This window comes from Actibacterium mucosum KCTC 23349, from assembly GCF_000647975.1.
GTDB classification, from domain to species: domain Bacteria; phylum Pseudomonadota; class Alphaproteobacteria; order Rhodobacterales; family Rhodobacteraceae; genus Actibacterium; species Actibacterium mucosum.
The window spans coordinates 335,364-362,347 of the sequence record NZ_JFKE01000001.1 but is presented as its reverse complement, the minus strand read 5'-3'; the positions used below and the strand labels follow the sequence as shown (position 1 = coordinate 362,347).

26 protein-coding genes are annotated in these 26,984 nt (G+C 59.9%); 11 read left to right on the top strand and 15 right to left on the bottom strand.

Annotation, left to right across the window (positions count from 1 at the left end; genetic code table 11):
- The first annotated feature begins 66 nt into the window (after positions 1-66).
- The 4 genes from ACMU_RS01740 to dnaQ are packed head-to-tail and all read left to right on the top strand — an operon-like array spanning position 67 to position 2,816.
- Entirely contained in the window at positions 67-666 is a 600-nt protein-coding gene (locus ACMU_RS01740; protein ID WP_035255523.1) for a Maf family protein, read from the top strand.
- Positions 663-1,499 (top strand): shikimate dehydrogenase, encoded by an 837-nt coding sequence (locus tag ACMU_RS01735; RefSeq protein ID WP_035255522.1) that lies wholly within the window; start codon positions 663-665, stop codon positions 1,497-1,499. The genes ACMU_RS01740 and ACMU_RS01735 overlap by 4 nt, the downstream gene beginning before the upstream one ends.
- Positions 1,496-2,098 (top strand): dephospho-CoA kinase, encoded by a 603-nt coding sequence (gene coaE, locus ACMU_RS01730; RefSeq protein WP_035255520.1) that lies wholly within the window; start codon positions 1,496-1,498, stop codon positions 2,096-2,098. Before ACMU_RS01735 ends, coaE begins: the two co-directional genes overlap by 4 nt.
- Positions 2,091-2,816: a DNA polymerase III subunit epsilon gene (dnaQ, locus tag ACMU_RS01725; protein WP_035255517.1), complete on the top strand. Its 726-nt coding sequence runs from the start codon at positions 2,091-2,093 to the stop codon at positions 2,814-2,816. The genes coaE and dnaQ overlap by 8 nt, the downstream gene beginning before the upstream one ends.
- Here the strand turns inward: dnaQ and secB are convergent.
- Both secB and ACMU_RS01715 read right to left on the bottom strand, forming a co-directional pair.
- Positions 2,813-3,328 carry a protein-export chaperone SecB gene (gene secB, locus ACMU_RS01720; RefSeq protein WP_035255516.1) on the bottom strand — a complete coding sequence of 172 codons (516 nt, stop codon included), beginning with the start codon at positions 3,326-3,328 and terminating at the stop codon, positions 2,813-2,815. The two genes, dnaQ and secB, sit on opposite strands and share 4 nt — an antisense overlap.
- Before the next feature lie 58 nt (positions 3,329-3,386).
- Positions 3,387-3,857, bottom strand: a complete 471-nt coding sequence (locus ACMU_RS01715) for an FxsA family protein (protein ID WP_035255515.1) — start codon at positions 3,855-3,857, stop codon at positions 3,387-3,389.
- A 108-nt stretch (positions 3,858-3,965) separates the two neighbouring features.
- On the opposite strand from ACMU_RS01715, the gene ACMU_RS01710 reads away from it, so the two are divergent.
- The 3 genes from ACMU_RS01710 to ACMU_RS01700 are packed head-to-tail and all read left to right on the top strand — an operon-like array spanning position 3,966 to position 6,269.
- Complete coding sequence (locus tag ACMU_RS01710) at positions 3,966-4,631, top strand: Tim44/TimA family putative adaptor protein (RefSeq protein WP_035255513.1); 666 nt, start codon at positions 3,966-3,968, stop codon at positions 4,629-4,631.
- On the top strand, positions 4,628-5,662 hold the full coding sequence (gene mltA / locus ACMU_RS01705; protein ID WP_035255512.1) for a murein transglycosylase A: 1,035 nt from the start codon (positions 4,628-4,630) through the stop codon (positions 5,660-5,662). The genes ACMU_RS01710 and mltA overlap by 4 nt, the downstream gene beginning before the upstream one ends.
- A 1-nt stretch (position 5,663) precedes the next feature.
- Positions 5,664-6,269, top strand: a complete 606-nt coding sequence (locus tag ACMU_RS01700) for a Smr/MutS family protein (RefSeq protein WP_035255510.1) — start codon at positions 5,664-5,666, stop codon at positions 6,267-6,269.
- On the opposite strand, the gene ACMU_RS01695 is transcribed toward ACMU_RS01700, so the two are convergent.
- Positions 6,266-7,363 carry an alpha/beta hydrolase gene (locus ACMU_RS01695; protein ID WP_035255509.1) on the bottom strand — a complete coding sequence of 366 codons (1,098 nt, stop codon included), beginning with the start codon at positions 7,361-7,363 and terminating at the stop codon, positions 6,266-6,268. The two genes, ACMU_RS01700 and ACMU_RS01695, sit on opposite strands and share 4 nt — an antisense overlap.
- 105 nt (positions 7,364-7,468) lie before the next feature.
- Entirely contained in the window at positions 7,469-8,776 is a 1,308-nt protein-coding gene (hslU, locus tag ACMU_RS01690) for an ATP-dependent protease ATPase subunit HslU (RefSeq protein ID WP_035255508.1), read from the bottom strand.
- Positions 8,777-8,932: 156 nt separating this feature from the next.
- On the opposite strand from hslU, the gene ACMU_RS01685 reads away from it, so the two are divergent.
- Both ACMU_RS01685 and ACMU_RS01680 read left to right on the top strand, forming a co-directional pair.
- Positions 8,933-9,310 carry a DM13 domain-containing protein gene (locus ACMU_RS01685; RefSeq protein ID WP_035255506.1) on the top strand — a complete coding sequence of 126 codons (378 nt, stop codon included), beginning with the start codon at positions 8,933-8,935 and terminating at the stop codon, positions 9,308-9,310.
- 66 nt (positions 9,311-9,376) lie between these two features.
- A complete protein-coding gene (locus tag ACMU_RS01680) occupies positions 9,377-10,033 on the top strand; it encodes a 5'-methylthioadenosine/S-adenosylhomocysteine nucleosidase (RefSeq protein ID WP_051587786.1) in 657 nt (218 codons plus the stop codon).
- Here ACMU_RS01680 and ACMU_RS01675 read toward each other — a convergent pair.
- Positions 10,000-11,076 carry a hypothetical protein gene (locus ACMU_RS01675; protein WP_035255505.1) on the bottom strand — a complete coding sequence of 359 codons (1,077 nt, stop codon included), beginning with the start codon at positions 11,074-11,076 and terminating at the stop codon, positions 10,000-10,002. The genes ACMU_RS01680 and ACMU_RS01675 overlap by 34 nt on opposite strands.
- 4 nt (positions 11,077-11,080) lie before the next feature.
- Positions 11,081-11,638, bottom strand: a complete 558-nt coding sequence (hslV, locus tag ACMU_RS01670; protein WP_035255503.1) for an ATP-dependent protease subunit HslV — start codon at positions 11,636-11,638, stop codon at positions 11,081-11,083.
- Between the two features lie 100 nt (positions 11,639-11,738).
- Here hslV and ACMU_RS01665 point away from each other — a divergent pair, with 100 nt between their 5' ends.
- The gene (locus ACMU_RS01665) at positions 11,739-12,653 is read left to right on the top strand and encodes a hypothetical protein (protein ID WP_035255502.1); all 915 of its coding nucleotides are present in this window, start codon (positions 11,739-11,741) and stop codon (positions 12,651-12,653) included.
- Positions 12,654-12,703: 50 nt separating this feature from the next.
- Here the strand turns inward: ACMU_RS01665 and ACMU_RS01660 are convergent, their stop codons facing one another.
- A complete protein-coding gene (locus ACMU_RS01660) occupies positions 12,704-13,885 on the bottom strand; it encodes a phytanoyl-CoA dioxygenase family protein (RefSeq protein WP_035255500.1) in 1,182 nt (393 codons plus the stop codon).
- Between the two features lie 79 nt (positions 13,886-13,964).
- Between ACMU_RS01660 and ACMU_RS01655 the strand changes: the two genes are divergently transcribed.
- Positions 13,965-15,029 (top strand): LacI family DNA-binding transcriptional regulator, encoded by a 1,065-nt coding sequence (locus ACMU_RS01655; RefSeq protein ID WP_051587784.1) that lies wholly within the window; start codon positions 13,965-13,967, stop codon positions 15,027-15,029.
- 84 nt (positions 15,030-15,113) lie between these two features.
- On the opposite strand, the gene trxA is transcribed toward ACMU_RS01655, so the two are convergent.
- From trxA to regB, 8 genes are all read right to left on the bottom strand, one after another.
- The gene (gene trxA, locus ACMU_RS01650) at positions 15,114-15,434 is read right to left on the bottom strand and encodes a thioredoxin (RefSeq protein ID WP_035255497.1); all 321 of its coding nucleotides are present in this window, start codon (positions 15,432-15,434) and stop codon (positions 15,114-15,116) included.
- Positions 15,435-15,492: 58 nt separating this feature from the next.
- On the bottom strand, positions 15,493-18,831 hold the full coding sequence (gene addA / locus ACMU_RS01645; RefSeq protein WP_035255496.1) for a double-strand break repair helicase AddA: 3,339 nt from the start codon (positions 18,829-18,831) through the stop codon (positions 15,493-15,495).
- A complete protein-coding gene (gene addB / locus ACMU_RS01640; RefSeq protein ID WP_035255495.1) occupies positions 18,821-21,736 on the bottom strand; it encodes a double-strand break repair protein AddB in 2,916 nt (971 codons plus the stop codon). Before addB ends, addA begins: the two co-directional genes overlap by 11 nt.
- On the bottom strand, positions 21,729-22,415 hold the full coding sequence (locus ACMU_RS01635) for a nucleotidyltransferase family protein (protein ID WP_035255493.1): 687 nt from the start codon (positions 22,413-22,415) through the stop codon (positions 21,729-21,731). The genes addB and ACMU_RS01635 overlap by 8 nt, the downstream gene beginning before the upstream one ends.
- The gene (locus tag ACMU_RS01630; protein ID WP_035255491.1) at positions 22,391-23,398 is read right to left on the bottom strand and encodes an aminoglycoside phosphotransferase family protein; all 1,008 of its coding nucleotides are present in this window, start codon (positions 23,396-23,398) and stop codon (positions 22,391-22,393) included. The genes ACMU_RS01635 and ACMU_RS01630 overlap by 25 nt, the downstream gene beginning before the upstream one ends.
- A complete protein-coding gene (gene tsaE, locus ACMU_RS01625) occupies positions 23,391-23,888 on the bottom strand; it encodes a tRNA (adenosine(37)-N6)-threonylcarbamoyltransferase complex ATPase subunit type 1 TsaE (RefSeq protein WP_035255490.1) in 498 nt (165 codons plus the stop codon). The genes ACMU_RS01630 and tsaE overlap by 8 nt, the downstream gene beginning before the upstream one ends.
- A 42-nt stretch (positions 23,889-23,930) precedes the next feature.
- Positions 23,931-25,505, bottom strand: coding sequence for a PAS-domain containing protein (locus ACMU_RS01620; protein WP_035255489.1), 1,575 nt, complete (start codon positions 25,503-25,505; stop codon positions 23,931-23,933).
- A gap of 94 nt (positions 25,506-25,599) precedes the next feature.
- A complete protein-coding gene (regB, locus tag ACMU_RS01615; RefSeq protein WP_035255488.1) occupies positions 25,600-26,970 on the bottom strand; it encodes a sensor histidine kinase RegB in 1,371 nt (456 codons plus the stop codon).
- Between the last annotated feature and the right edge of the window lie 14 nt (positions 26,971-26,984).

Sequence of the window (26,984 nt, the reverse complement as noted above, 5' to 3'; positions counted from 1 at the left end):
AAACTGACCGCTTTACCCCCAACCCATTGCGGATATGTTACGCCAGATATTAACAGAGATAACCACATGCCCTCATCCGTTATTCTGGCCTCGGCGTCCGAAATCCGGGCGCAGCTGTTGCGCAATGCCGGCGTTGATTTTGATGTCATCCCGGCCCGCGTCGACGAAGACGCGATCAAAGCCGCGTTGGACGCCGAAGGCGCTCGTCCGCGCGACGTCGCCGACACTTTGGCCGAGTTCAAGGCGCGCAAGCTCTCGGAAAAGAACCCCGGTGCCATTGTAATGGGCTGTGACCAGGTCCTGAAACTAAAAGGTGCGGTTCTCAGCAAGGCAGAGAACCCGGACCAAGCCCGCGAACAGCTGCGCGCGCTGCGCGGTGAACGGCATTCGCTTTTGTCTGCGGTTGTCAGCTATCGCGACGGCGAACCGTTGTGGCGGTTTGTGGGCGAGGCGCGTTTGACGATGCATGACTTTTCGGACGCATTCCTTGAAAACTATCTTTCGCGGAACTGGGACAGTGTGAGATACAGTGTTGGGTGCTATAAACTAGAAGAAGAGGGTGTGCGGCTGTTCCAGCGGGTTGAGGGGGATTATTTCACGATTCTCGGTCTGCCTTTGCTGGAGGTTCTGGCACATCTCTCGGCGCAGGGGGTCTTGCAGGAATGACATCGCCACGGGTGCCGTTGGCCGGCGTGATCGGAACGTCGGTGGGCCATTCGAAATCGCCACGGTTGCAGAATTACTGGCTGAAACGTTACGGGATTCCCGGCCACTATGTGCCGATGGACATCGCACCGGACGACTTGGGTGCGGCTTTGAACATGTTGCCGAAACTGGGCTTTGTCGGTGTGAATGTGACCATACCGCATAAAGAAGCGGTGATCGGTATGGCCGATCTGGTGACCGATCGGGCGGCGTTGATGGGCGCGGCCAACACGCTGATTTTCCGAAAAGACGGAAAAATACACGCCGATAACACAGATGGTTATGGCTTTGTCGAAAACCTGCGCAGTGGTGCACCAAACTGGAAAGCTTCGGTTGGCCCGGCGGCGGTGTTCGGCGCAGGAGGCGCTGCGCGGGCGGTGGTTGCCTCGTTGATCGAAGTTGGTGTGCCCGAAGTGCGCCTGTCGAACCGCACCCGCGCCAGGGCCGAGGCATTGCGGACCGAGTTCGGTGGCAAAGTCACCGTATATGACTGGGTGCAGGCCGGAAACATGGTCGACGGCGCGGCGACCGTGGTGAATACGACGTCGCTGGGCATGGTGGGCAAATCGGAGTTTCGGGTGCCGCTTGACGCGCTGACCCCGGAAATGACCGTAACCGATATTGTCTATACTCCATTGCGCACGCGGCTGTTGCAAACCGCCGAGGATCGCGGATGCGTCACGGTCGACGGATTGGGCATGTTGCTGCATCAGGCTGTGCCGGGGTTCGAACGCTGGTTTGGCCAACGGCCCGAGGTCGACGACAAAACCCGCGCTGTTCTTTTGGGCGCATGAAGGGGCCGTTCCTATTGGGCCTGACCGGGTCTATCGGGATGGGAAAATCCACCACGGCGCAAATGTTCGCGGGCAACGGCGTGCCGGTTTGGGACGCAGATGCCGCCGTTCATCAGCTTTACGCCAAGGGCGGCGCCGGTGTCGCGGCAATCGCCGGGTTGCATCCGCCCGCCGTTGTCACAGGTTCCGTTGATCGCACGGTTCTTAAAGACTGGATTGGCGGCGACCCCGACGCACTGAAAAGGATCGAGGACGCGATCCACCCGTTGGTCACCGAACATCGCGCCATTTTCATCGCCGAAAATGACGACGCAATGGTATTGCTATTCGACATTCCGTTGCTGTTTGAAACGGGCGCCGAACGCTGGCTGGATGCGGTGGTTGTTGTCTCTGTTCCGCCGGAAATTCAGCGTGAACGGGTGTTGGCGCGCCCCGGCATGACGGCCGAAATGCTGAATACCATCCTTGCCAAGCAGATGCCCGATGCGCAAAAACGACAAAAGGCGGATTACGTGATCGAAACGACCACCATCGACGCGGCACAAGATAGCGTGACAAAGGTTCTGGCCGATATTCGCGAAAGGATGCGCGATGCGTGAGATTGTTCTGGATACCGAGACCACCGGGTTTGAACCCGAGCAGGGCGACCGCATTGTCGAGATCGGCGCGGTCGAGCTGTGGAACCATCTGCCCACCGGCAAAACCTATCACGTCTACATCAACCCCGAACGGTCAATGCCCGCCGACGCTTTCGGCGTGCATGGCATCGGCCCCGATTTGTTGGAGCCGCCGCAAGAACCGGAAAAAGGTCAGGTCACACTGAAGGACAAACCGGTTTTCGCAAAAATTGGGCAAGGTTTTCTGGATTTTGTCGGAGACGCCCGTTTGGTCATTCACAATGCCAGCTTTGACATGAAGTTTCTGAACGCCGAGCTGCGCTGGATGAACCTGCCGCAGCTGCCCAACGAACAGGCGCTGGATACGCTGGCGATTGCGCGCAAGAAATTCCCGGGCTCGCCCGCCTCGCTGGATGCGCTTTGCCGCCGGTTTGGTATCGACAATTCGAACCGAACATTGCACGGGGCGCTCTTGGACTCGGAAATCCTGGCCGAAGTTTACCTTGAGCTGATCGGGGGTCGTCAGCCCGGGATGGAGCTGAATACCATGCCGCAACAGTCGGTGGGTCAGTCATCAGATGACGATTGGCGACCGCGTCCGCGATCCACGCCCCTGCCCTCGCGTCTTAAAGACAGCGAAGCCGCCGCCCATGCCGAATTTGTGGCAAAGCTGGGCGACGGCGCATTGTGGAATAGTTAATTCGAAGGTGCTTCGGCGGCCTGCGCTTGGGCGCGGCGCGCAATTTCCTGACGGTACAGCGCCACGAAATCAACCTGTTCAAGGTTCAGCGGCGGGAATCCACCGTCGCGGGTCACATCCGACACGATGCGGCGCACAAACGGGAAGATCATGCGCGGGCATTCGATCAGCAGGAACGGGTGCAGTTGCTCTTCGGGCACGTTTTCGATGTGGAACACGCCGGTATAGTCCAGCTCGATCATGAACAGTGGGGCTTTGTCGGATTTATTCACCGATTTCACGGTGTATTTCGACATCACCTCGTACTGATGATCGGTCGGGCGCTTTTTGGCGTCCAGGGCAACTTGCACCTGAATCTCGGGCGACACATCGCCTTTGACACCTTTCTGCATCAGCAGGTTTTCAAAGGACAGATCACGGACAAACTGCCCCAGGATCTGCATTTTGGGTGCTTGTGCCTGGCCTTGGGCCTGTGGCGCTTCGGGCTGCGGGGTTGCGGTTTCGTCGGTCATGTCCGGCCTTGTCCTGGTAAAACGTTTCGAGGGTCCTTAGCACCAAGGCCTAGGTGTCTCAATCCCGAGTCCAGCCCGAGGGCGGGTTTTGGCCAGATTTCGGTGAAATGTCCTCGAATTCACCGTCAATCACGTCGTCTTGGCGCGGGCGTTGTTGCGCAGGACCGGTGGCAAAGGTGGTGACGTTTACACGCGATTTCACGAACCGAAACGCAGCAGACCGAAACGCGGGTACCAATAGCGCGAAGCCGACGGCGTCTGTGAAGAAACCCGGCGTCAGCAACAACGCACCGGAAAACAGGATCATCGCGCCATGGGCCAAGGGTTCGGAAGGATCCGAAAGCGAGTTGAACGCACCGCGGATATTTGCCATCGCCTGTGCACCCTGACGGCGCATCAACGACGTTCCGATCACGGCTGTCAGAACGACAATCGCAAGCGTGCTCCACAAACCAATTGCGCCACCAACCTGGATGAAAAGCGCAATCTCAATCAGGGGAACGCCAATGAATAGGGCCAAAAGCCACATGTTATCCTCATTTATCGCGGTGTCGGGGCAGTGGACTTGCCCCCGTTGACGTCCTACATAAGGTCTGAACCGCAAAGAAACCAATTTTTCGTCTATTCTGAGGTCTGAATGAGCAACATTGTCCAACTTCTCGTGCTTGCTGCGATCGCCGTGTTTCTGATCCTACGGCTGCGCAGCGTGTTGGGCACCCGCGAAGGTTATGAAAAGCCGCGCGTTCAGGCGCCACAGCCAGATGCCGCGTCGCGCAATGCGCGCCACGGGTTCGAGGTGATCGAAGGCGGCCCGGATACCGACATCACCGATCACGTCCCCGAGGACAGCCCCGCCGCCCAAGCGATGACCGAAATGAAACGGGTCGAGCCAAGCTTTGGCGTGGGCGAGTTCATTGGCGGTGCTCGTGGCGCGTATGAAATGATTCTGATGGCGTATGAAAACGGGGAAATCGACGATATCGCGGCGTTTCTGTCCGAAGATGTACGCGAAAGCTTCGAAGGCGGCATTGCCGCCCGCAAGGAACGCGGCCTGACGATCGAGGCCAACTTCATTGGCGTGCGCGAAATCGCCGTGCAGGACGCAACGTTCGACAAAGACACCAACGAGGCAGAGCTGACCGTGCGCTTTGTAGGCGAGCTGACGTCGATTGTGCGGGACGCCGGTGGCGATATCGTCGAAGGGTCCGAATCCGAAATCAAACGCCAGCGCGACGTCTGGACCTTTGCCCGTGTCATGGGCAGCGACAACCCGAACTGGCAGCTGGTCGCAACAGGTCAATGATTGCAACACTGCGGCGGATTATCTGTGCCGCCGCGGTGGCCTTAGGAACGGGGGCGCCGGCCATGGCCACGCCAACCGAATTACTGAGCTTTGCCGATCTTGACGGTTGGGGTGACGACGATCATCAAGCTGCCCTGACGGCGTTTCTTGAAACTTGCGGCGATCTGAATGGCGACGACTGGGCGGCCCTATGTGCCTTTGCGCGCAAAGAACCCAACGCCCGCACGTTTTTCGAGCTGTTCTTTCGCCCGGTGCTGATCGGTGGCGACAGCCCGGCGTTGTTCACCGGATATTTCGAGCCCGAGCTTGATGGCGCGCGTCGGCCCGGCGGCCCTTACCGTTACCCCGTCTATCGCAAACCACCCGAAGTACGCCAAGGCACGCGCTGGGCCACGCGGGAACAAATCGAAGATCAAAATATCCTTGCCGGGCGCGGACTGGAACTGGCTTGGGTTGATGATCCGGTCGAACTGTTCTTTTTGCAAATTCAGGGTTCGGGCCGAATCCGGTTGAGCGATGGCAGCATGTTGCGCGTGGGCTATGGTGGGTTCAACGGGCACGAATACCGTTCCGTTGGCGAAGAACTGGTGCGCCGAGGTGTGTACAGCCGCCACCAGGTCTCGGCCCAGGTGATCAAGAACTGGGTGCGCCGCAATCCCGGTGCCGGACGGCAGCTGTTGCAGCATAATCCGTCCTACGTTTTTTTCCGCGAGGTCAGCAGGGTTCCGGCCGAAAAAGGACCGCTGGGCGCAATGAACCGGTCGATCACGCCGATGCGCAGCGTTGCGGTTGACCCGGCCTTTACGCCACTGGGCGCCCCGGTCTGGGTTGAAAAAGGCGGGCGCGGGCCGATAAAGCAGTTGTTTGTGGCCCAGGATACCGGCTCGGCCATCAAGGGCGCGCAGCGGGCCGACATATTCTTTGGAACCGGTGACGTTGCTGGCCGAAACGCCGGACGCGTACGCGATCCGGGTCGGATGGTGGTTCTATTGCCGATCGACCGGGCGTTTGCCTTGGTGCCGGGGGGATAAAATGGCACGGCGCCGGCGGGGTCAGCTGTCTGACGAAGACAAGACATTGTGGAAAAAAGTCACGGATACGGCCACACCGCTGTCCAAACCGGGGCCCGTGATCACAACCCCGAAGGAAAAAGTGCCGGCACCCAAACCGTCGCAGCGCATGCCAAAGCCAGCGCCCGTGGTTCTTCGACCCCCTGCCACGCCGGCACCCAAACCGTCGACCGCCATCAGCCGCGCGCCGGATATCGCCGAGCATCTGCGCAGCGCCCCAGTTAAGATGGACCGCAACCGATACGGCAAACTAACCCGAGGCAAGCTGTCGCCCGAGGCGCGGATCGACCTGCATGGCATGACGCTGGCGCAGGCGCATCCGGCGCTGAACGGGTTCATCCTGAACGCCGCCGCGCAGGGCAAGCGGCTGGTGCTGGTGATCACCGGCAAGGGCGTTGCGGCTGAACATCCCTGGCCCGATTTCGAACGCCGCGGCGTGCTGCGCCAGCAAGTGCCGCACTGGCTGCATTCAGCGCCTTTGGCCGCGCATGTGCTGCAGGTTACGCCGGCCCATGTGAAACATGGCGGCACGGGCGCCTATTACGTCTATCTGAAACGCGGGCGTTAATTTCCCAGAACGGTGACCGGCGACAGGATTACCGCCGTGGCCTCCTGCGCGGTTAAAACCACCCGCTGGCCAAACCCGGCGCGCCCTGACGGATCGTTGGACAGCAGCGAGTTGATGCTGTCGACATTGCGAAACAGCTCGATCAATGCCGGGGACGAGACCACCGTCTGATGGCCCAGCCCCACCGGGTTGGCAAATTCGCTGACATCCACGATGACAATATCCAGATCCGCCACCTGGTCGATGGATCGCACATTGCCTAGCTTGTTCCGCTCGCCGCTGAGGCGCGCCGACAGCGCCAGCGCCCGGTCGCGTTTCGACACGAACACGGCGAAATCGCGCGGCATGGCGTCGATGCGGGTCAGTTGGCTGCGGAACAGGTCGATATCAATATCGGGCGCCATCAGGGCGGTTGCGTCCACCGACCGGGCCGGTTCGCGCGGATCGGCGATGGCCATCTGTCTAAATGTCTCCATCGTCAGATGCGCGCCCATCGAATGGGCCAGAACGAACACACCGCTGGCACCAGCGGCGCGAAGGTCTGCGATCAGCGCCTCGAGCCCGTCGCGGGCAAACAGCACGCTGTCGCGGTCATAGGCGTAAGCCAAGGGCGCCCCGCGCGAGGGCCAGGAATACGACACCGCTACACCCGAAATCTCAAAATCCGCCATGATCTGCGCATGACGGAACAGCCCCTCGGTGAAATTGGTGTTGAACCCGTGCACAAAGACGATCGCTTGTCTGTCGCCCTGCGGCATCGCCGCAAACTGCCGACGCAAGGTTGCGCGAAACGCGGCGCGGTCGGGGATCGGGGTGTTATCGGTCAGGACAAAATGGCGGTTTGGGTCGGCGTTAAAGGCGGCCTCGACCTTGCCCACGGTGTGGACCGGCGGGATAGAGACCGACGCAGCGCCATATTCGGTCTGCCGGTCCCGCGCGATGCCGTTCTGGGGGCCGTCGTCAGCGCCGCGGGTCGAGGCGAAATAGATCGGCACCCCCTGCCCGACCCCGGCCGCCAGCGGCATCACGGTTTCGCCGGGACGACCCGAACAGGCGGCAAGCAGAACACAAAGGATCAGGGCAATCGTACGCATGCGTCCTCGTTACATCACCAAGCGATGCCTGTCAGCGGGTCTCAGCCGGTCAACAGCGCCGCGGGCGCCCACTCGGCGGACCTCATATTTGTGCAGCAACGGAGGTTACAAAACGTAGCGGCTCATATCCGTCGATTTTGTCAGCTCGCCCAGGTTGGTTTCGACGAAACCGGCATCCACCACAACCTCGTCGCCGCCGCGGTCGGGCGCGGTAAAGCTGAGCTCTTCGAAGACCCGTTCCATCACGGTGTAAAGCCGCCGCGCGCCGATGTTTTCGACGCTTTGGTTCACCTCGGCCGCGATGCGCGCCAGCGCGGCAATGCCGTCTTCGGTGAAGGTTACGGTCACCTCTTCGGTGCCCATCAGCGCGGTGTATTGGCGGGTCAGCGCGTTGTCGGTTTCGGTCAGGATGCGGACAAAATCACCCTCGGTCAGCGGGCGCAGCTCCACCCGGATGGGCAGGCGCCCCTGCAGTTCCGGCAGCAGGTCCGAGGGTTTGGCGATGTGAAACGCCCCCGAGGCGATGAACAGGATGTGGTCGGTTTTCACGGGGCCGTATTTGGTTGACACCGTCGTACCCTCGATCAGCGGCAGCAGGTCGCGCTGCACGCCTTCGCGGCTGACATCGGCCCCACGCGCATCGGTTCGCGCGCAAACCTTGTCGATCTCGTCCAGAAAGACGATGCCGTTTTGCTGCACCGCCTCAAGCGCCTGGGTGTTGACCGTTTCGTCATCGAGGATCTTGTCAGCCTCTTCGCTGATCAGCACCTCATAGCTTTCGGCCACAGTCAGTTTGCGCGTCACGGTGCGCCCGCCAAAGGCTTTGCCGAACATGTCACCCAGGTTCATCATACCCATGTTCTGGCCCGGCTGACCGGGCATTTCGAACATCGACATCGGGTTCGAGGTATCGGCCAGCTGCAATTCGATCACGGTGTCGTCCAGCTCGCCGCGTTTCAGCTTGCCGCGGAACATCTCGCGCGTTTGCTCGCGGGCGCCTTCGCCGGCGATGGCTTCGATCACGCGATCCTCGGCAGCCTGGCGCGCGGCGGCGATGACATCCTCGCGCATGTATTCGCGGGTTTCGACAATGGCGGCGTCGACCAGATCGCGGATGATCTGTTCCACGTCGCGCCCGACATAGCCGACCTCGGTAAACTTCGTGGCCTCGACCTTGATGAACGGCGCGCGCGCCAGCTTGGCCAGGCGGCGGCTGATCTCGGTCTTGCCGACGCCGGTGGGGCCGATCATCAGGATGTTCTTGGGATAAACCTCGTCGCGCAGATCATCAGCCAGCTGTTTGCGCCGCCACCGGTTGCGCAGCGCCACGGCCACGGCACGCTTGGCGTCCTTTTGGCCGATGATGAAACGGTCAAGCTCGGATACAATCTCACGCGGGGTCAGGTCGGTCACGTCGGTTCTCTTTCTTCTCTGTCGGCCCGACAGGTAAGCCGATTTGCGAAAAACACAAGCCCGAACACAAGCCATCACGTCCCGGCGAGGCCGGTATCATTTCATAAAATTACCCATATTCTGCGCGGCGTGCAGTCAGTTACAGGGAGCACCCTTATGAATACCCGCCGCAATTTCTTGAAAACCGGTCTGGCGCTGGGCGCCGCCACTTTCGCCGCCCCCGCCTTTGCCGGTGGCCATGGCCGCTTGGGCACGTTCGAAGGAAAATCGAACCACATCACCACCGGTACGGCCGAGATCGCCGGAAACCAGATCAATCTGCTGGACGATTTCACCTTTGACGGTGCGCCCGATCCCAAAGTGTCGCTGGGCAAAGACGGTCACCGCAAGGAATGGATCCTGGAGCCGCTGCGGTCGAACACAGGCGCGCAATCCTATGCCGTTCCCGCCAATATCGATCTGGACGAGGTGAACGAGGTCTGGATTTGGTGCGAGAAGTTCAACGTGCCGCTGGGCGTTGCAAAAATCAACTAATCCGGCTTGATCCAATGACGGGGCTGCGCGATGGTTCGCGCAGCCCTTTTTCGTGGATCGACCTCAATGAAACTTGAAACCTATGGCTCCACCCGCGTTCTGTTCGTGATGGCGGCCGAGCCGGAATACGGCGACCATTTGCGCGCACGGTTCACGCCGCTGATCACCGGGATCGGCCCGGTTGAAGGCGCGATTGCCTTGACCCGAACCTTGGCCGAGGGCGCGGCGCCCGACCTTGTGGTTTCCATAGGATCGGCAGGCTCGGCCAAACTTCGCAAGACCGATATTTATCAGGTCGCGCACGTGTCTTACCGCGATATGGATGCCTCGCCGCTGGGGTTTGAAAAAGGGGTGACGCCCTTGCTGGACCTGCCTGCCACCCTGCCCTTGCCCGTCGCCCTGCCCGCCCTGCCATCGGTCAGCTTGTCGACCGGCGGCAACATCATCTCGGGCGAGATGTACCAAAGCATCGATGCCGATATGGTGGATATGGAAACCTTCGCGCTGCTGCGCGTCTGCCACGGGTTTAACTTGCCTTTGCTGGCCTTGCGGGGCGTGTCGGACGGTGATGCGGAGTTGGGCGAGGTATCCGATTGGACCGAATACCTGCATATCATCGACGAAAAGATGGCGGCGATCGTGGACCAGATCAAAATGGCGCTTGAGGCCAAACCGCTAAGCTTTGCCGGTTACGATTCCGAACTGCCGGTGGTGCTGGGTTGACCCTCCCACGGGGGCAGGCGATCTCTGCCGGGGAACGAGGGCAAGCTGCGCATCAGACCGCGTCGCAGTGTCTCCCATTTCGCACCAAGGATTACCATACCAAGACCCAAGAGCAGGATGATGACAAAGCCGTTATCGTTGACCACGGCAAATGCCAAAGCGACGGCGTAACCTACGCCTGACACAAGGAACGACCGGCGGTCGATCACAATGGCCAGCAGCGCCATCAGGACAAGGAACAGGAACAGCCAAAGCTCTGCCAACGAGGTGCGCGACTCAAACAGCGTCAGAGCCACGGTGTTTATGATGGCGGGCGCTGCGATGATATGCAGCCAGAACCCGTTCTGCGACCGGCGAGTCACGCGGTGAGGGTCAGACATGTCAAACCGCAGCGCGATAATCAGCCCCAGAATGCCCAGCGCGAATGTCAGATAGGCAAAGGGTCCGTCTGCCGACAGCAGGAACAGGTTCATCGGGCTGTCCAGATCTGCCTGGCCCAGAGACGCCACGGCGATGGCAGACACAAATACGCCCAGCCCGATCAGGAACATGGCGAATGGCACGTGGAAAACCATCCAGTAGATCAGCAAGAACACGGTCGTCAGACCGGCCATGATCAGCACGCGCATCGCATCATCCCCGTCCGAAGTCAGCGCCGCCGTCAACTGCACCGAAGACAGGCCAAACATGATCACCAAAGCGATCGAGGGCGCCACCATGCGACGGGTGAGCGTGAAGTATCGCGCCAAAAAGGCGATCACGCCCATACCGATGGCCCCGTAAAAGGCAAATGCCGTCGACCCGTCACTGAAAATAGCGTTCAGCCCGGTTAAACCAGACCATCCCGCGTACAGAATTATCAAACCAACGACGATGAAGATCTCGTTGAAACCGCGAAACAGCTCAAACGGCTCGTCCAGCCCGTCCATGTTCTCGCGGACACCGCGGCGCGTTTCGGCAAGGGCCGAGATGGCGGCCGCCTGTTTTTCGGAAATGGTGCCGGTCTGAACGGCGGCGCGCAGGTCGTCGGCGGTGATGGACATCGGTTTACTCGCTAATTGTTTCGACGGTCAGATTGCCATTTGTGTAAACACAGATATCGGCCGCAATTGCCATGGCTTTGCGTGCAACCTCTTCGGCGCTTTTGTCTGTCGCCATCAGGCCGCGCGCCGCGGCCAGCGCGTAGTTTCCGCCCGAACCGATGGCGGCAACGTCATGTTCGGGCTCCAACACGTCCCCGGCGCCGGTGATCACATAGATCGCCGCGCCGTCCGACACGATCAGCATCGCCTCGAGCTTTTGCAGGTATTTGTCGGTGCGCCAATCCTTGGCCAGTTCTACCGCGGCGCGCTGCAATTGGCCCGGCGTTGCCTCCAGCTTGGCCTCGAGCCGCTCCAACAACGTGAATGCGTCCGCCGTGCTGCCCGCGAAACCGGCGACAACATCGTGCCCGCCGGGGCTCAGCCGCCGCACCTTGCGCGCGGTGCCTTTGATCACTGTCTGACCCAGGCTCACCTGCCCGTCACCGGCAATCACCACCTCGCCGCCACGCTTGACCCCGATGATCGTGGTCCCGTGCCAGCCGGGAAACTCGTTCTGCGCCATCCGTGATCTCCTTCTTCGGTCCGAGGTTATATGGACACATCCCGGCCCCGCAACAACTGTTAAGACTTGCCCGTCGTCGCGCGGTTCGTAGGATGCCCCCATGAGCGCGCCGAGACACCTGACAATACACCTTCACGAACAGCTGCGGCGCCAGGTTCAGGCGGGGCGGCACAAGTTTCTTGGCCAATTGACCGACGTGGTAACCGCCGCCGGTTTCACCGTGGAATATGCCAAGGACAACACATCCCGGCGTGAAGAAACGCAGCTTGCGCCCGGATATGCCCTGTTTCACATGAAACCACCGCTGAATGACCGCACATTGAGTTTTCGCAAAACCTATCTGGACCCGTTCTGGTCCATCCAGAAAACCGATGCGCGCTGGGCGTTTACCTCGGCCAGAATGCGGTTTGATTCGACCAAGGTTGATGCGGGGCAAGCCACGCGCTTTGCCGACAAGCTGCGCGCCCGGCACTTTGCCACCTTTGACGCGGTAGAAGACGAAAACTTTGTCTATGTACCCCTTCAAGGTAAGCTGACGACGCACCGGAATTTCCAGACTGACAGCCCGCTGAACATGCTGGAGGCCACAGCCAATCAATTTCGGTCCAAGGCCGTTGTCGCCACCCTGCACCCGCGCGAAGATTATTCGCCGTCTGAACGTGCGGCGTTGGACGATCTGATCGCACGCCACCAGAACGTTTTTCTGACCGACAAACCCGCGGAACAGATCCTGCCGCGCTGCAGTCTTGTCGTCACACAGAACTCGTCGCTGGCGTTCCTTGGCTATTTCCTGGCAAAACCCGCGGTTCTGTTTGCCGCCGTTGATTTTCACCACATCGCGGCGAATGCCGGACAGCTGGGCGTAGGCGCTGCGTTTCAGGCCGCAATCGAGGTGCAACCCGACTTTGACGCCTACCTCTTTTGGTTCCTGCAACGCCTATCCATCAACGTTGCACGCCAAAACGGCCCCGAACGCATCCACGCGACATTGCAGAAAAACGGCTGGCCTGTTTGAACGCATGCCGCGCGCCACGAGGCGATGGATCAGATCCGCAGGCCATACCTTTATGCTATGCGGGCCGCAGTCATTTGATCGAGCCGTTCGGCAAATACATGTTCGTCCAACCTTTCGGATAACGCACGTTCAAAAAAGGCGGCTTGGGTTTCAGGTGCCAATCCATCTGTTGGCGGATCCCGATCGAGGTTCGTGGGGAAGGAATAGCCTTCGGCCGTTGCGGCAATTGCAGCGGAAAGATCGGCAGCCCCCAACCGGTTTTCCATCTTGGCACGAAGGGCGTGTGGATAAACAAGCTTGCACATTCTGTCCCGATCAACGGTTTCCATAGCGCGCCCAAAGGCCGATGAGACCTGCAGAAGATTGGCGAAACGGTGAATGTCCTTGCTCGTGTTGGCTCCGGCGGCGTGAAACAGTGCCGGGTTAAAGAACACCGCATCGCCTTTGGTCAAAGGTAACTGCACATGACGGTCTTCGAACAGCGCGCGGAAATCATCCCGCCGCCATGCCGCATAGCCAGGCCGATAGGCTTGCGAAAACGGCAGCAGCTTGGTCGGACCGCTTTGCAATGGCATGTCACAATGCGCAACTGCACCCTGCAGGGTCAGAATCGGTGAAACGTCGTGGACATGGGCTGGATAGGATGCGCTGACACCGGCGGTTTGAAAACCCAGATGATAGTCGCGATGCGCTTGCTGCGCTGCGCCGCCGGGATGTACAAGATTAACCTGGGCCGTCATTTGATAGTTCGGCCCCAGCCACGCTTCGCAGACAGCAGCGATAGAGGGGTTGGCGAAATAACTCAAAAACACCTCGGGCGAGGCTTCGCAGAGCTTTTGCAGCGCGTTCCATACGCGGTCATTTGCGCCCGAAGCAGCGAAATGATCGCCGCCACTGCCGGACCCGGCCTTTTCCTGTGCGATGATGCGTTCGTAGATACGGGTTGCGTCATCCAATACCGCTGTATCCGCGTAGGCACCTTGAAGAGCCACAACACCCGCACCGGTGCGCAGGACCGTTGCCCATTCCGCCATGATCGCGCGACGGGACCGCTCATCCCCAAGCTCGGAACGCAGGTTCGCCATATCGTAAACCGGAATGTTTTTTTCGATCGCGGTGGCATGGGGAACCTGCGCGGGCTGTGTTGTTTGTTCAATCAGTGACCTGAACGCCCCCAAATCACAGGTATCAGGGTCGTAGTAGCCAACGGTGCTTTTGCCGATGTCATGCATTGTGAATCCTCCCTTTTGCCAAAAGGATATCCGGTGTGGGTATTGCGTTGGGTTCAAAAAGACATCAAAAACACATCAAATGACGCACCGCTTTCCAATCAAGGAGATCGCCCGGCAGGCAGGTCTTGGCACCGCCACGGTCGACAGGGTTCTGAACAACCGTGGCAATGTCAGCCTGCAAACCCAGTTGCGCGTGTCGGCCGCAATCGAAGAATTACAGGCCCAAGAGGCGCAGCTTGCCGCCCGTGGCAGGCGCCTTTTCTTTGATTTCGTTGTCGAAGCACCGACGCGTTTCAGCCACGAGGTCAAAGCAGCGGCAGAGGCTGTCCTTCCTCAGATTGGAACGGCGGTGTGCCGCCCCCGTTTTCTGTTGCAGGAAATCATGGACGAGGGCGAGGTCGTCGAAGCTTTGAAACGGGTTACCAGGCGTGGAAGCCACGGTGTGTGCCTGAAACTGCGCGATACGGCCAGAATCAGGGATGCCGTCGCAATGATGACTGCTGCGAAGATCCCCGTGATCACACTTGTCACTGATATCGGCGACACCGATCGCCTTGCTTATGTCGGGCTGGACAATGCAGGGGCCGGACGCACCGCCGCTTATCTTATTGCCAGAACTCTTGGCGACATGAAGGGCACCATTCTGGCCACGCGCAGCCATGAACGATTCCTGGGAGAGGAAGAGCGCGAAAAGGCGTTTGTCAAAGCGTTGGCAGACCAGAACCCGAACCTGCAAATCATCGCCGTTCAGGGTGGCAGCGGCGTTGATTTTGAAACGTCCAGATTGTTGGAACAGTCAATTGACGACGTTCATGAACTCAGCGCCGTCTATTCGATGGGTGGTGGCAACCATTCGATCCTTAGAACCCTGGACCATTACGGGCTAAGCGCCAAGATCTTCGTCGCGCACGACCTGGATCGCGATAACCGGGAACTGCTCTTGCAGCGACGCATCGACTACGTTTTGCATCACGACCTGAAAATGGACATGCGAAACCTGTTTAACCGCTTCCTCGCATGGCATGGTCTGACAAATGGTGCCGAAAATACGCCGATCTCTACCGTTCAGGTGATGACGCCAGAGAACATTCCGACCACTGGCGGGCCGAGTCAGCGCGCGCCATTTCGGGGTCAGGAAACATAAAGTGACGTACGTGCCGGCAGGTATACCGCCAAACAAAAAGGGCGCCGCAATGGGCGCCCTTTCCAATTCCGTCCAGGGAACCGATCAGATCGATTCCTGAATCCAGCTTTGCAGCGCAGCCTTAGGTGCCGCGCCGGTTTTGTTCGACACAACCTGACCGTCCTTGAACAGGAACAGGGCCGGAATGCCGCGCACGCCCAGCTGACCGGGGCTGTTGGGGTTTTCGTCAACGTTTACTTTGACGATTTTGACCTGACCTTCCAGTTCGGCCGAAAGCTCTTCCAGAGCCGGGCCGATCTGTTTACACGGGCCACACCATTCCGCCCAGAAATCCACCACAACGGGCAGATCCGCCGATTTTACTTCGGCGTCGAACGTGTCGTCGGTTACAGCGATTGTCGCCATTGAAATTCTCCTGAGGAATTCGAGTTGGCAACGAACGTATGAAGCCCTTGCGCCGGGGTCAAGATGTCGCGGCACGTTCCAGTGCATCGACAACAAGTTGTGATGGCAGCGGCATCAGATTTCCCGGGCGAGTCCAAAGGATTGCGGTTTCGACGTCGCGGTCTGGAAATATCTTTCGCAATGCGACGGCATAAGCCCCCATCTGACGCAGGATCCCCTCGGGCACGGCCTTAGGGCTGTCGGGGGTGATCCGGTTGGATTTGAAATCCACCGCCGTAACCTTTTCCGGTGTTACGATCAGCCGGTCCACCGCCCCCATAATCTGCTCGCCAAGTTCCGACAGCATTGCGGTCAAAGGCACCTCGGCGCGACTGTCCGGGCCAAAGACCTGCGACAGTTTCGGGTTGTCCAGCAAGGCCACCGCATCGGCCAAGGCCGCGTCGGCCAGCTCGGGCGGCAGGTTGCTGTCGGCCAGCATCTGCCATGTGTCACGCGGTGCCTCTGGCAGGTACTCCAACAACAAATGAAGGGCCGAACCGTATTCTGTACCCCCCGGCGCCTCGGCTTCGGTCCCTGGCAGGGCCTTTGCCCCACCCAGATCCGACGGTGCCTTGGGTAAAGGTGGACGAGGCGGCGGCTCCACGCCGGTTTTGGCCCATTCCGGCAAGGTTAGTGCCGTTTCGGGAGTGGATGCCGGGCCCTCTCTGCTGGCGGCAACCCAGTCGCCGGTCTGGTACCTTTGTCCTTCGCCAAAGCCGAAATCATGACGGACGGCCCCTGCCCCTTCCATGCCAGCGGCAATCTGGGTATACCAAGCCGCCGGATCGTCATGGTCACCACCAACGCCAACGATCAGCCATTGCTCGGCCCGGGTCATGGCGACGTATAGCAAGCGCTGCCGCTCTTCGGCTTCTTTTGCCGCCAGGGCATTCCGCGCATCGGTGATCTGCGAGGCGGCCATGTCAGCGTTTGGTTTCCAAAGAGGAAGACCATCCGCACCTTTCAGAATCTCTTCGCGGATATTGGTGCGCCGCTTGCCGGTGTCGGGCAGGAAAACAATCGGTGCCTCGAGACCTTTCGACCCATGCACCGTCATCACCCGCACCCGGTTGCCGGCGGAATCCAGCTGTCGCTTGATCTCGGGATCGTCGCTGGCCATCCATTGAATAAATCCGGTCAGGCTGGGAACATCCTGCCGCTCATAGCTCAGCGCCATGGATAGAAGTGCATCGATGCCGTCAATCGCCTCGTCTCCCAACCGCGCGATCAGGCGCTTTCGGCCGCCGTGACGGGTCAGAATTCGTTCGATCAACTCGTAGGGCCGCAAGAAATCCGCTGCGCCCAGCAGGTCATCCAGAACATCGGTGGTTGCCGCATGCGTTGCGCGCTTGGCCCGCAAGGTGGGCCATAGATGAGCCTCACGCCGGGGCGCGGCCAGACGAAACAGCTGGTCTTCGTCCCAACCGAACAGGGGCGACTTCAGTGCGGAAGCCAGTGACAAGCTGTCCTCGGGCAAAGCCAGAAATGACAGCAGTGCCATGATATCCTTCACCGCCAGTTCACCGCCAATTTTCAGACGGTCCGCCCCGGCAATGGGCAGCCCCGCAGTCTTGCAGGCCCGGATGACCTCGTGGAACAACTGGCTGCGTCGCTGCATCAGGATCAGCACATCACCGGGTTGTACAGGCCGGGCCGTTTTGCCGTCAAAAAGGCTCTCTTCCTGCGTCAAGCGCAGAATTTCGGTGGCAATCTGGGTGGCAAGGCGGCGGGTGTGATGTTCGGGCGTTGGAAGGTCCACGGGGTCCGTCCAGTCGCCGGCCTCGTCGGCCTCGGCCTTTTCCACGGGCGGCCAAAGATCCACTCGGCCGGGCAACGTTTCCTTGAACGCGTGGTGGCTGACAAAATCGCCGACGCCTTGGCGCTCGGTCAGAAAGGTCTGATCGACCACGCGCAAGATCGCAGGTGCAGACCGGAAGGAATATTCCAGCTGCAACGGTGTCAGCCCCGCGCCCACCTGTATCAGCCGCTGTCCAAAGTGATCCTGCATACGGTCAAAACCGCCGGGATCGGCACCCTGGAAGGAATAGATCGACTGCTTCTTGTCACCCACCACAAAAATTGTGCGCTGCGTGTCGCCGCGTGCGCCCTGCCCCGCGGTGAACTCCTGCGCCAGCAAGTCGATAACTTGCCATTGCAGCGGACTGGTATCCTGCGCCTCGTCGACGAGAATATGGTCGATTCCGCCATCCAGACGATACAAAACCCATTCCGCCACGCCCGGCCGCACCAGAAGATCGCGTGTCTTGGTGATCAGGTCATCGAAATCCAACCAACCCCGCGCCTGTTTTGCACTGTCATAGGCGGTGATGAACGACGCGGCGAATTCGTGCAGGGCCAATGTCTTGTGCGCGGTGGTCAATGCCCTTAGCTGGGCGTTCGCGGCGGCAACCCGGTCCATCCACGCATGTATCTGCGGCAACCATGGCTCAAGCGCCTCGCGTACTTTCTTGTGGTTGGATTGCGGCCATCTGGACGATTTTGACTGCCCTTTTTCTGTGCCCGACTTTTGCAGGAACAAGTCGCATAGTTGGGCAAAACCATCATCGTTCAGAGGCGCAATCTGGACGGCGGCAAGCGCGGCACCGAATTTCGCGTACATCGCCGACTGGCTTGCCAAAACAGGCACAAATTCGGCCAAAAACGCCGATTCAGAGCCATTCAGCGCTGTGTCGATTATCGCCGCCTCGTCCACATCGCCTGACAAATTCAGCGCGCTAAAGACCCGCGCAGCGTCTGCGGGGTGTCGCAATTCATCCGCGTTTTTGGTGATCTCCGATGTCAGGCTGTGCAGGCTGTCGCCGGTGAACCACGTGGCGAACCGCGCAAACAGATCGGGTTGATCCTCGGCGATGTGCTCTACGATATCCGCGTGCAACTGTGCCGCGGTGCGGTCGTCCATCTCGGTGAATTGCGGCGAAACGCCAGCCTCAAGCGGAAACCGCCGCAGAAGCGACGCACAAAACGAGTGGATCGTTTGAATTTTCAACCCGCCGGGCGTTTCGATGGCGCGGGCAAAAAGACGCCGTGCCTCGGCGATGGTGGCGCTGTCGACGCGGTCATCCAGTCCCAATTGTTCCAAATTTGCACGCAGCGTGCCTTCGTCCAGCATCGCCCATTCACCCAACCGCTTGAACAGGCGGTTCTGCATCTCTGACGCTGCTGCCTTGGTATAGGTCAGACACAAGATGTGTTGCGGGCGTACGCCGCTGAGCAACAGGCGGGCCACACGGTCCGTCAGAACCCTTGTTTTGCCCGAGCCCGCATTGGCCGACAACCAGGTCGAGGCCATAGGGTCCGCTGCCTGCACTTGCCGTTCCGTGGCTGGATCACGCTTCATCGCCGACCTCGATGTGTTGCGCTTCGTCAGACAGCGCCCATTCGCCGTAGCGTGACAGGTGATCATAGTCTGACACAGCGTTTTGTTCTGCCATTGCACGACGCGGCGCGTAACCCTGGGCACGCAGTGCATAGCGATCGATCAGGTCCACAAGACCGGCACGCGTTCTGGCAACAAGCTCGTTTTCCAGTGCATTAGTGACTTCTTTGGGGCTGTTCCCCAATCCGATATAGGTTACATCCCGAACCTTCTGCCGCGCGACATCGGCAAAGCCACCTGCCTCGGCGATCACCGCTTCCAGAAGCAATTGCTTGTCGAAACTTTTGATCTGTTTCTCGGTGGGCGGGGTGCCGGTTTTGTAGTCATAAATCCTCAACGCGCCACCAAGATCAGCGTCGATCCGATCTGCTGTCGCGGTCAGGTCAAAACCATTGGGCAATGTGATCTGTCCCGACGTTTCCAGCGCAATCACGCGTCCCTCGGTCCGTCGCCGGGTTTCGTTTTCCAGGAACCAGTCGGCGACGCGGCCCAGCCGGCCCAGCCACAGATGCCGTGTTCCAGGCCATGGGACCTGATCGGCCAAAACGCGCTGGGCGGTGGCCATCAGGTCATCGGCGCTGCCGTCCGGATGGTTCTTCAAGAACGCCTCGAACACCTCGTGCAGAACTGTGCCGCGTAAAGGAGCGTCCGGCTCGGCCCGAAGAGGATCCAACGGCCTGAGTCGCAGAATGCGTTCGGCATAGATGGCGTAAGGGTCGCGGATCAGGGTGCGGATGCGCGTGACCGACAGTTTTTTCGGCCGCGATGAAACCGGCGGGGCCGGGGCAACACGTACCGCAGGCTGTATTGTCTCGGTTGGAACGTCCAGCAACGCAGCCATATTGCACAAAGCCTGCCCGCGTTGGCGCATTTGCTTTAGCGCATCGGGCCCGTTGCGTTCAGGCAGTCCGTTCAGAAGATTGCAAAGCCGGTTGATCCAGCGCGAAGGTACGGTTTCCGCCTCGGCATCTCGCACAGCACGCGACAAGACCACGGTGGGTGCAGCCGCTGCCTGTTGAAAATCATGCGCGGCCAAACCGACCCTGCGTTCCGGCAACAACAAGCCCACCCTGTGCCGCATTTCGCGGTTCAGCCAGGGGTCTGGATTTGGGGTGCCGGGCCAACTGCCCTCGTTCAGTCCGGCAAGAATGGTCAGGTCGGCACCCAGAACGCGCGCTTCGAGCGTGCCCCAGATCATGACACCTGCATGGGGCAAGACCGGGTCCAGCGCAGCCTCGGAAGACAGAACCGACCGCAATAATGACAGGAACTCGGCCCCCGATACCTGCTCGGCTATTGGCGCGGCGTCCTGCAGCCTCTGCATCACGTCCTGCGCGGTTTGACCGGCGGTCTTGTCCCACAACGCGCCGCTGTCGGGTTGATCAGGACCGGCACACAACAGCTCAGCGCTTTGAGACAGTTGGGTCAACATCTCTGTCAGCGGGTTCTGGGTCGGTTTTTCATGCGCGAAAAGGCACTGTTCCAGCCAAATTGCCCATTCCTTAGAACTTTCGCCGGCAGTTTCTGCCCATTGCCGGATTGTTCCAGCCAGCAAGTGCGCGGGCCCGTGGCGGCGTAACCAAAGTTCCAGTTCGCGCGTGTGCAAAAGGTGCGGGCCGCGCTTGTCGCCCGAGGTGGCAACAAGCGGATGTTTTAGCAAAGCCAACAACGTGTCGGGCGCAACCCCGTTCACCAACAACCCCGCAAGCTGCAGCAACAGACGGCCGGGTGGAGTCAGGTGCAGCGGATCGCCTGCGCTGTCGTCTGGCTCGATGCCCCAGCGGTCCAGCGCGGCAGTGACCTGACGGGTAAGCACGCGATCGGGCGTGATCAGAGCCGCGGTTTTCCCTTCCTCGATCGCTTGTCTCAGGCGCAACGCAATGGCCAACGCTTCGTCGCGGGGCGAGGCGGCCTCGATCAGCGTGACGTCAGCCATGGCGCCGGGCAAATCGGGCAATTGATTGCCTTCGCGCAGCCATTGATCCGTGATCGGGGCAGGGCGCAAAGCCATCGACAGAACGCGATTGCGGTCGCGCACCGGGTCAGCGGCCCCGGTCCAGTGGACGATATCCTGTGGCTGGACGTCCAGACGAGACATCAAGCTGCGAAAGCGAAACTGTGGATGATCTTCGCCCGTTTGTGGGTTGTCGAGCGCCGGCCACACGTCGGGCTGTTCAAAGTCGAACCCGGGCAGAATGACCGCTCCTTGCGGCAGTTTGGCAACGGCCTCCATCAACATGGCGGTTGTTCCACGTGACCCGGTAGAGCCCGCAACGATAATCGGGTGCCGGGGTGGCGTGTCTGCCCATCGGGCAATCAGCTGCTTGGCACCCATGCGCATACGCAGGGCCGGTGTGGCGTTGTCCTGATCGGCAATTTGCGTTGCGATCTGTAGAAAGGACTGGGCTGTCTGCCAGTGTTCCGACAAATGGCCGACATCCAGCTGTTGCAAAGCCGTTGGTGGCACGCCCTCGCTTTGCATTTCATCCAACAGCGACGACAAGCTGTCAGCCAGGTCAAACACGGCGCTGCGTGGGGCAAGGTCGGGTTGATGGTCCAGCAAGCTGCTGACCAGACGCGCCATCGTCATTTTCTGATGAAGCGGCGGCAGCTCTGTTGGCAATCCGATCATGTCACGGGGTGTCAGCACGTCGTCCAGAACCCCAATCCGGGGCAGCAAACCCGCCTGACCTTCCGCAAGAAGCGTCTGGAACCGGCGTTGCATGCGGCGCGTGTTCACGAAGATTTGGACATCGGCCATGGCTTCTGGCCCCGATACCCGGGCGCGCAGCCCTTCCAGAACCTCCCGTGCAAAATCTGCGCCGGGCGGCAAGGCAAACAGGCGGGGGCCAGGGTTGTCAAACACGCAGCATCTCCTCGGCCCGAAGAATACCTTCAGGCGAACCGACATCGCACCAATTGCCCGGATAGCTGACGCCAAAGGCCTGCCCGGATTCGATCAATTGATCCCAGATGACGTTGAACGAAAACACGGTCTCTGAATGCGCGATGACCGGTTGCAAAACCATGATCTGTGCACCCAGATAAATATAGGGCCCACCGCGATAGATGCGTCCGTCACCATCGATCCCAAAGTCGTTTTTGCCGCCATATCCCGGAATAAGGTCGCGGTGTTTTAGTAACAATAGGGCTTTCATCCGCTCTGGTTGCCAAGCGCCGGACAGTACGTCCAACGGGTTGGTGCCATGCCAAACGGCGTCACAGTTCAACGTCGCCACCGGGCCGGGCCCAAGGCGCGGCGCGGCGCGTTTCAAGCCACCCCCGGTTTCCAGAATCTGGTCCGCCTCGTGCTGAACAAGAACGCCGTCGCGGCCTGCCAGGTGCAGAGCGATTTGATCCGCCAAATAGTGGGTATTGACCAGAACAGTCTCTATTCCGGCTGAAAACGCCGTATCCAATGCATGATCCAACAAGGGTGTGCCGGCTACGTGGATCAAGGGCTTGGGCCGAGACTTCGTGAGCTGGCCCATGCGCGTACCGAACCCGGCCGCGAATATCATTACGGTGTTGGGTTTGAATGGCATTTTGCGCGCAGTCCTTCGATAACTTCGGCATTGGGTTCCGGCAGTACGGATTGCACTGTCTTGCGCAAGCCGCTCAGCCCCGGGTGGGACAGGTCCTGCATCATCAACCGCCAGACCCGCGGAATAAATTCCAGGTACCCCGGTTTACCGTCGCGCACGCAAAGGCGGGCAAAAACGCCAAGGATACGAAGGTTGCGTTGCGCGGACTGAACCGCGCATGCCTGACGGATGGCGTCGATGTCGCTGTCGGTTTGTGCCGAATAAAGGGCCATCATCGCCTCGGCCGTCTCGGGCGCAACGTCCCGGCGTGCGTCGTGAATCAGCGAGACCAGATCGTACACAGGATGGCCCAGCATCGCGTCCTGAAAGTCCAGCAAACCGACCCGCGCCAATCCGCTTCGCGACGGCATCCATAACAGGTTTTCGGAGTGGAAGTCGCGCAGAATGATCACCGGTTTGAACGCCGGCAGGGCGTTCAGGCTGTCTGCCATTTCCGCCTGAAGCGGCGCACGCAAGGTGATGTCATTGGCATACCACTCTGCCGCCAACCCAGCCAAAGGTGCCATCACGGGCGTATCGTAGGCCGCGAGGGCGGGCGGTGTTTCTTGGTGAAGTGCTGAAAGAACGTCAACTGCGGTGGAATAGAGACTGATCTCATCCGACCTCTGCGTTCGCAGGTGGCGGGCAAAAAGGTTGTCACCAAGATCTTCCAGCAGAAGAAAACCGTGTGTTTCATCCGCCGCGAAAATGGCAGGAGCGCTGAATCCAGCGTCTGTCAGGAACCTGGCAATTTCGATAAACGGGCGGATGTCCTCGCCACGTTCAGGCGGTGCGTCCATCAGAACAGCGCCGCGTCCCCCGGGACCGTTCCAAAGGCGAAGATATCGCCGGTTAGAGGCATCCCCCGCCAACGGCCCAATTTGCGCATCGGCCCAGCCTTCGGCCGACAGGAACGTTTTTATCAACGGCGAACGATCAGTCATGATTGATAACCCCCGTCAGCCGGGTCCGCCATTGGGTGGGACCTTGCAGCGTGATGATGCGATGGTCGTGCGTTTCGCCGGAATGCAAACCAACCCTCAGCGCGTCACGGGGCGCGTCGCTGCCCAGTCTGTCAGGCCATTCCACAAGGCAAATTGCGGCGTCAAACGCGGTGTCCAAGCCCAGTTCGAACAACTCGCTCGGATCGCTGAGGCGATAGAGGTCGGCATGCCACAGCTCCACATCGCCGGCCACATAGGTCTGAACCAGAGTGAAAGTGGGCGAGGGGACGTCTTCGAACCGGTTGAAGACCGCCAGCCGAGATTGGATCAGCGACCGGCAGAAATGGCTTTTGCCCGCGCCGACCGGACCGGACAAAAGAAGCGTGTCGCCCGGCAGCAGTACCGCACCTATGTTCCGCGCCAGATCGGCCGTTTCATCTGCCGAAGCAACGGCCAGCTCAACCTTGAACAAATCAGTGCCTTCACCCATGGCGCCAGTTTTAGCGCCCCGAGACTCTGGCGCAAGGCCGGATCAGGAATGGGCAGGCGACTTGTTGGATTTGGCGCGATCGGGCTGACGTGCAGGCGCAATTTCGCGGAACGTGACCATCATCGATCCACCTGCAATGGACCGAACCTCGCAATCCAGGTTCACCCCGTTGGTCAATGGCGCTGTGCCTGTCCAGTTAACCCGCCGCTGCAGGTGGTCTGCCAAATCGCCCAAAGCCTCCTGCGCATTGTAATCCTGGGTATGCGACAGCCAGTATTTCCGCATTTCAGCCACCGAGACCTCTCCCAGGGACGAAGACGGGTCGTGTTTCCACAGAGTGGAATAGGCTGCATTGCTGGTGGTCAGGATCCCCCCAGCCGAGAAGACCGCGATGGCGTCCGGCAGGCTGTCCAACACCGCTTGGCTGACCTCCAGCTCTTCACGGAAACGGCGTGTCAGGGACACCTCGCTGCTGATGTCTTCGAAAAGAAAGGCAACGGCGCCATCGGGATGGGGCCGCCCCGTCAGTCGAAAGGTCTGCCCGGTCGAAAGTGTCCAGTTTTCCTGATAGACGCCGCTGGCGGATTCACGCTCCAGCGTTGCCATTTTCTCGCGCCATTCTTTGAAGCTTTTTTGTTCAGGCACCATCTGCTTTTCGCGCAAACGATCCAAAAATGCCGCAAGCGACGGGCGTGAGATCAGGAATTGCGGCTCCAGTTGAAACAGGTCGGTCAGTGCCGGGTTGAACATCACAAGGTTGCGGTCACGGTTGAAAATGGCAAGACCCGTCGGGATTTGCGCAAAGGTCATCGTCAATGTCTGCCGGAAATGTCCCAAGGTGACCTCGGCATTGTTGGCGGCATCTGCCGGAACCGCGAACAGCATGCGCGACGGGCCTGCCTGCCCAACCGAGCAATCGAACCAGCGTTGCGAACCATCGGGCAGGTTCACGGCCAGTCGGCGGTGGTTTACACCGGTCGAAAATGTGCTGGGGTCGGTATCCCGGAACACGTGGGGCAGGGGCCATGTCAGCACGTCGTCGTCATCCGACATCTCAGCGGCAAGATCCAGATACGCCTGGCTTGCCCATGACACGTTTCCGGCATCATCCAGCTGCCATGCCAGAATTGGCATTTCCTGCGACAGGTCGCGCAGGGTCTGAAGCTCGGTATTCAGCGCGGCAAGGCTTTGGTCATCGATACCGGCGTCATCCTCGGCCCGCTCGCTTTCCAGCAGTGAGATGCGCGCCACACCGTTCAGCCACCGGGCCCGCAAAATGCCGGTTCCCGCGCGATCCTCCAGCACGACAAGCCCGTTTTCGGCAAGCGCGGTCATCTCGGTCAGAAAACCGGGATATCGCGGCAGGATCAGCGACAGGAATCTTTGCCAGTCGTTCAAACTGCCCTGACCAAGTTCCAGCAGACGCCGCGCACGCGGGGTGGCGTCCATCAGGACGTCGCCATCGAAAAGAAAAACGGTATCTTCGCCCATGATTTCCGGCGTGACACGTGCACGCAGAAACGGTGCCGGCAGTATCGGCAAAACCATCAACGCCGCAACAGCAGCCAAAAAAGAGACCCCAACAACTACGATCGGCACAACAAGGTTTTCAAACATCCCTAACCCTTTTTGCCCAACCCGCTTGCGTTCAAGAGTTTGGGCAGAATGGTTAATCGGCAGTTAACCCAGTACCGAAAATTGTTGGTAACCGCTAGATTCTGAACTTTTTCTTAACCGAGGTTTCGGTGTCTTCGTCTTGCACGGCGATGGCATGGCGCGGCCATGTCACGCTGACAATTGCACCTTTGCGGCCATCCACAAGGTCCGATCCGTTGGCGAAATCCAACGCGGCACCGGTTCGTTCCAGAAGTGTTTTTGCAATGAAAAGGCCCAGGCCCATACCTTCGTACCCTGGGCGTCGTCCGCTTTCACCGCGCCTGCGGCCAAGGAACGGATCGCCAATCCGGCCAAGCTCTTGCGGCGGATAGCCGGGGCCGTCGTCGGAAATGCGCATGCCGATCTCGTCGTCGCTCCAATGCGCCTCGATCCAGACATTGCGCTGGGCGAAATCAACCGCGTTCTGCACAAGGTTGCGCAGGCCGTGGATCACTTCGGGGTGGCGGTGGATCAACGGCTCGTCGGCGCGGCCGGGGTCTGACGGGCGCAGGTTGAAATGCAGTTCTTTGCCGCGCTCGCCGTGAGGCTCGGCCGCAAAGGTGATGATATCGGACAAGGGCGAGGCATGCAGGTTCTGTTCGTCCTTTCCGGCCCGCCCCATACCACGCAGGATGTCGCGGCAACGATCGGCCTGCTCGCGGATCAGGATCGCATCGTCACGCAGAACCGGTTGATCCTCCAGCTCTTCCGCCAATTCATTGCTGACCAGCTTGATCGTGGCCAGCGGCGTGCCAAGCTCATGCGCGGCGGCGGCCACCACGCCACCAATATCGGTCAGCTTCTGCTCGCGGCCCAACGCCATCTGCGTGGCCAGCAACGCGTCAGTCATCGAGTTCAGCTCGGACGTAATGCGGCTGGCATAGATCGACAGGAACACAACGCCAATGACGATGGCCATCCAGAATCCGAAGGTAAAGACATTTGGCAGGATCTGTTCCACACCGGCCGCGTCGCGCAACGGCACGAACCAGAACGCAATGGCCGAGACCATGGCCAGCGTTGCCGTTCCAAGGAACACCGTTGGCAACAGCCGCAGCGCCGCGGCCGAAATCGTGACCGGCGTCAGCACAAGCAGGCTGAACGGGTTGCTCAACCCTCCGGTCAGTGCCAGCAACGTTGCCAATTGCGCCGCATCGAACAGCAGGAACACGGTCGCCTCGCCCTCGGACAGCCGCCGGTTTTCAGGATAAACAGCGACCGAAAGAAGGTTGGCGATGATCGCGGCGCCAATCACCAACGAGCACCAACCCAGAGGGATCTGGTATTCCAGCCACAATGTTCCGGCGGCAACGGCGGTGGTTTGTCCGATGATCGCAACCCAACGCAGCGCAGTCAGCGTGCGCAGGCGAATCCACTGGTTGCGGCCTTCGGTGGAAAGGCCATCAAGGTCGATATATTCTGACATCTTCGCGAGCAGCC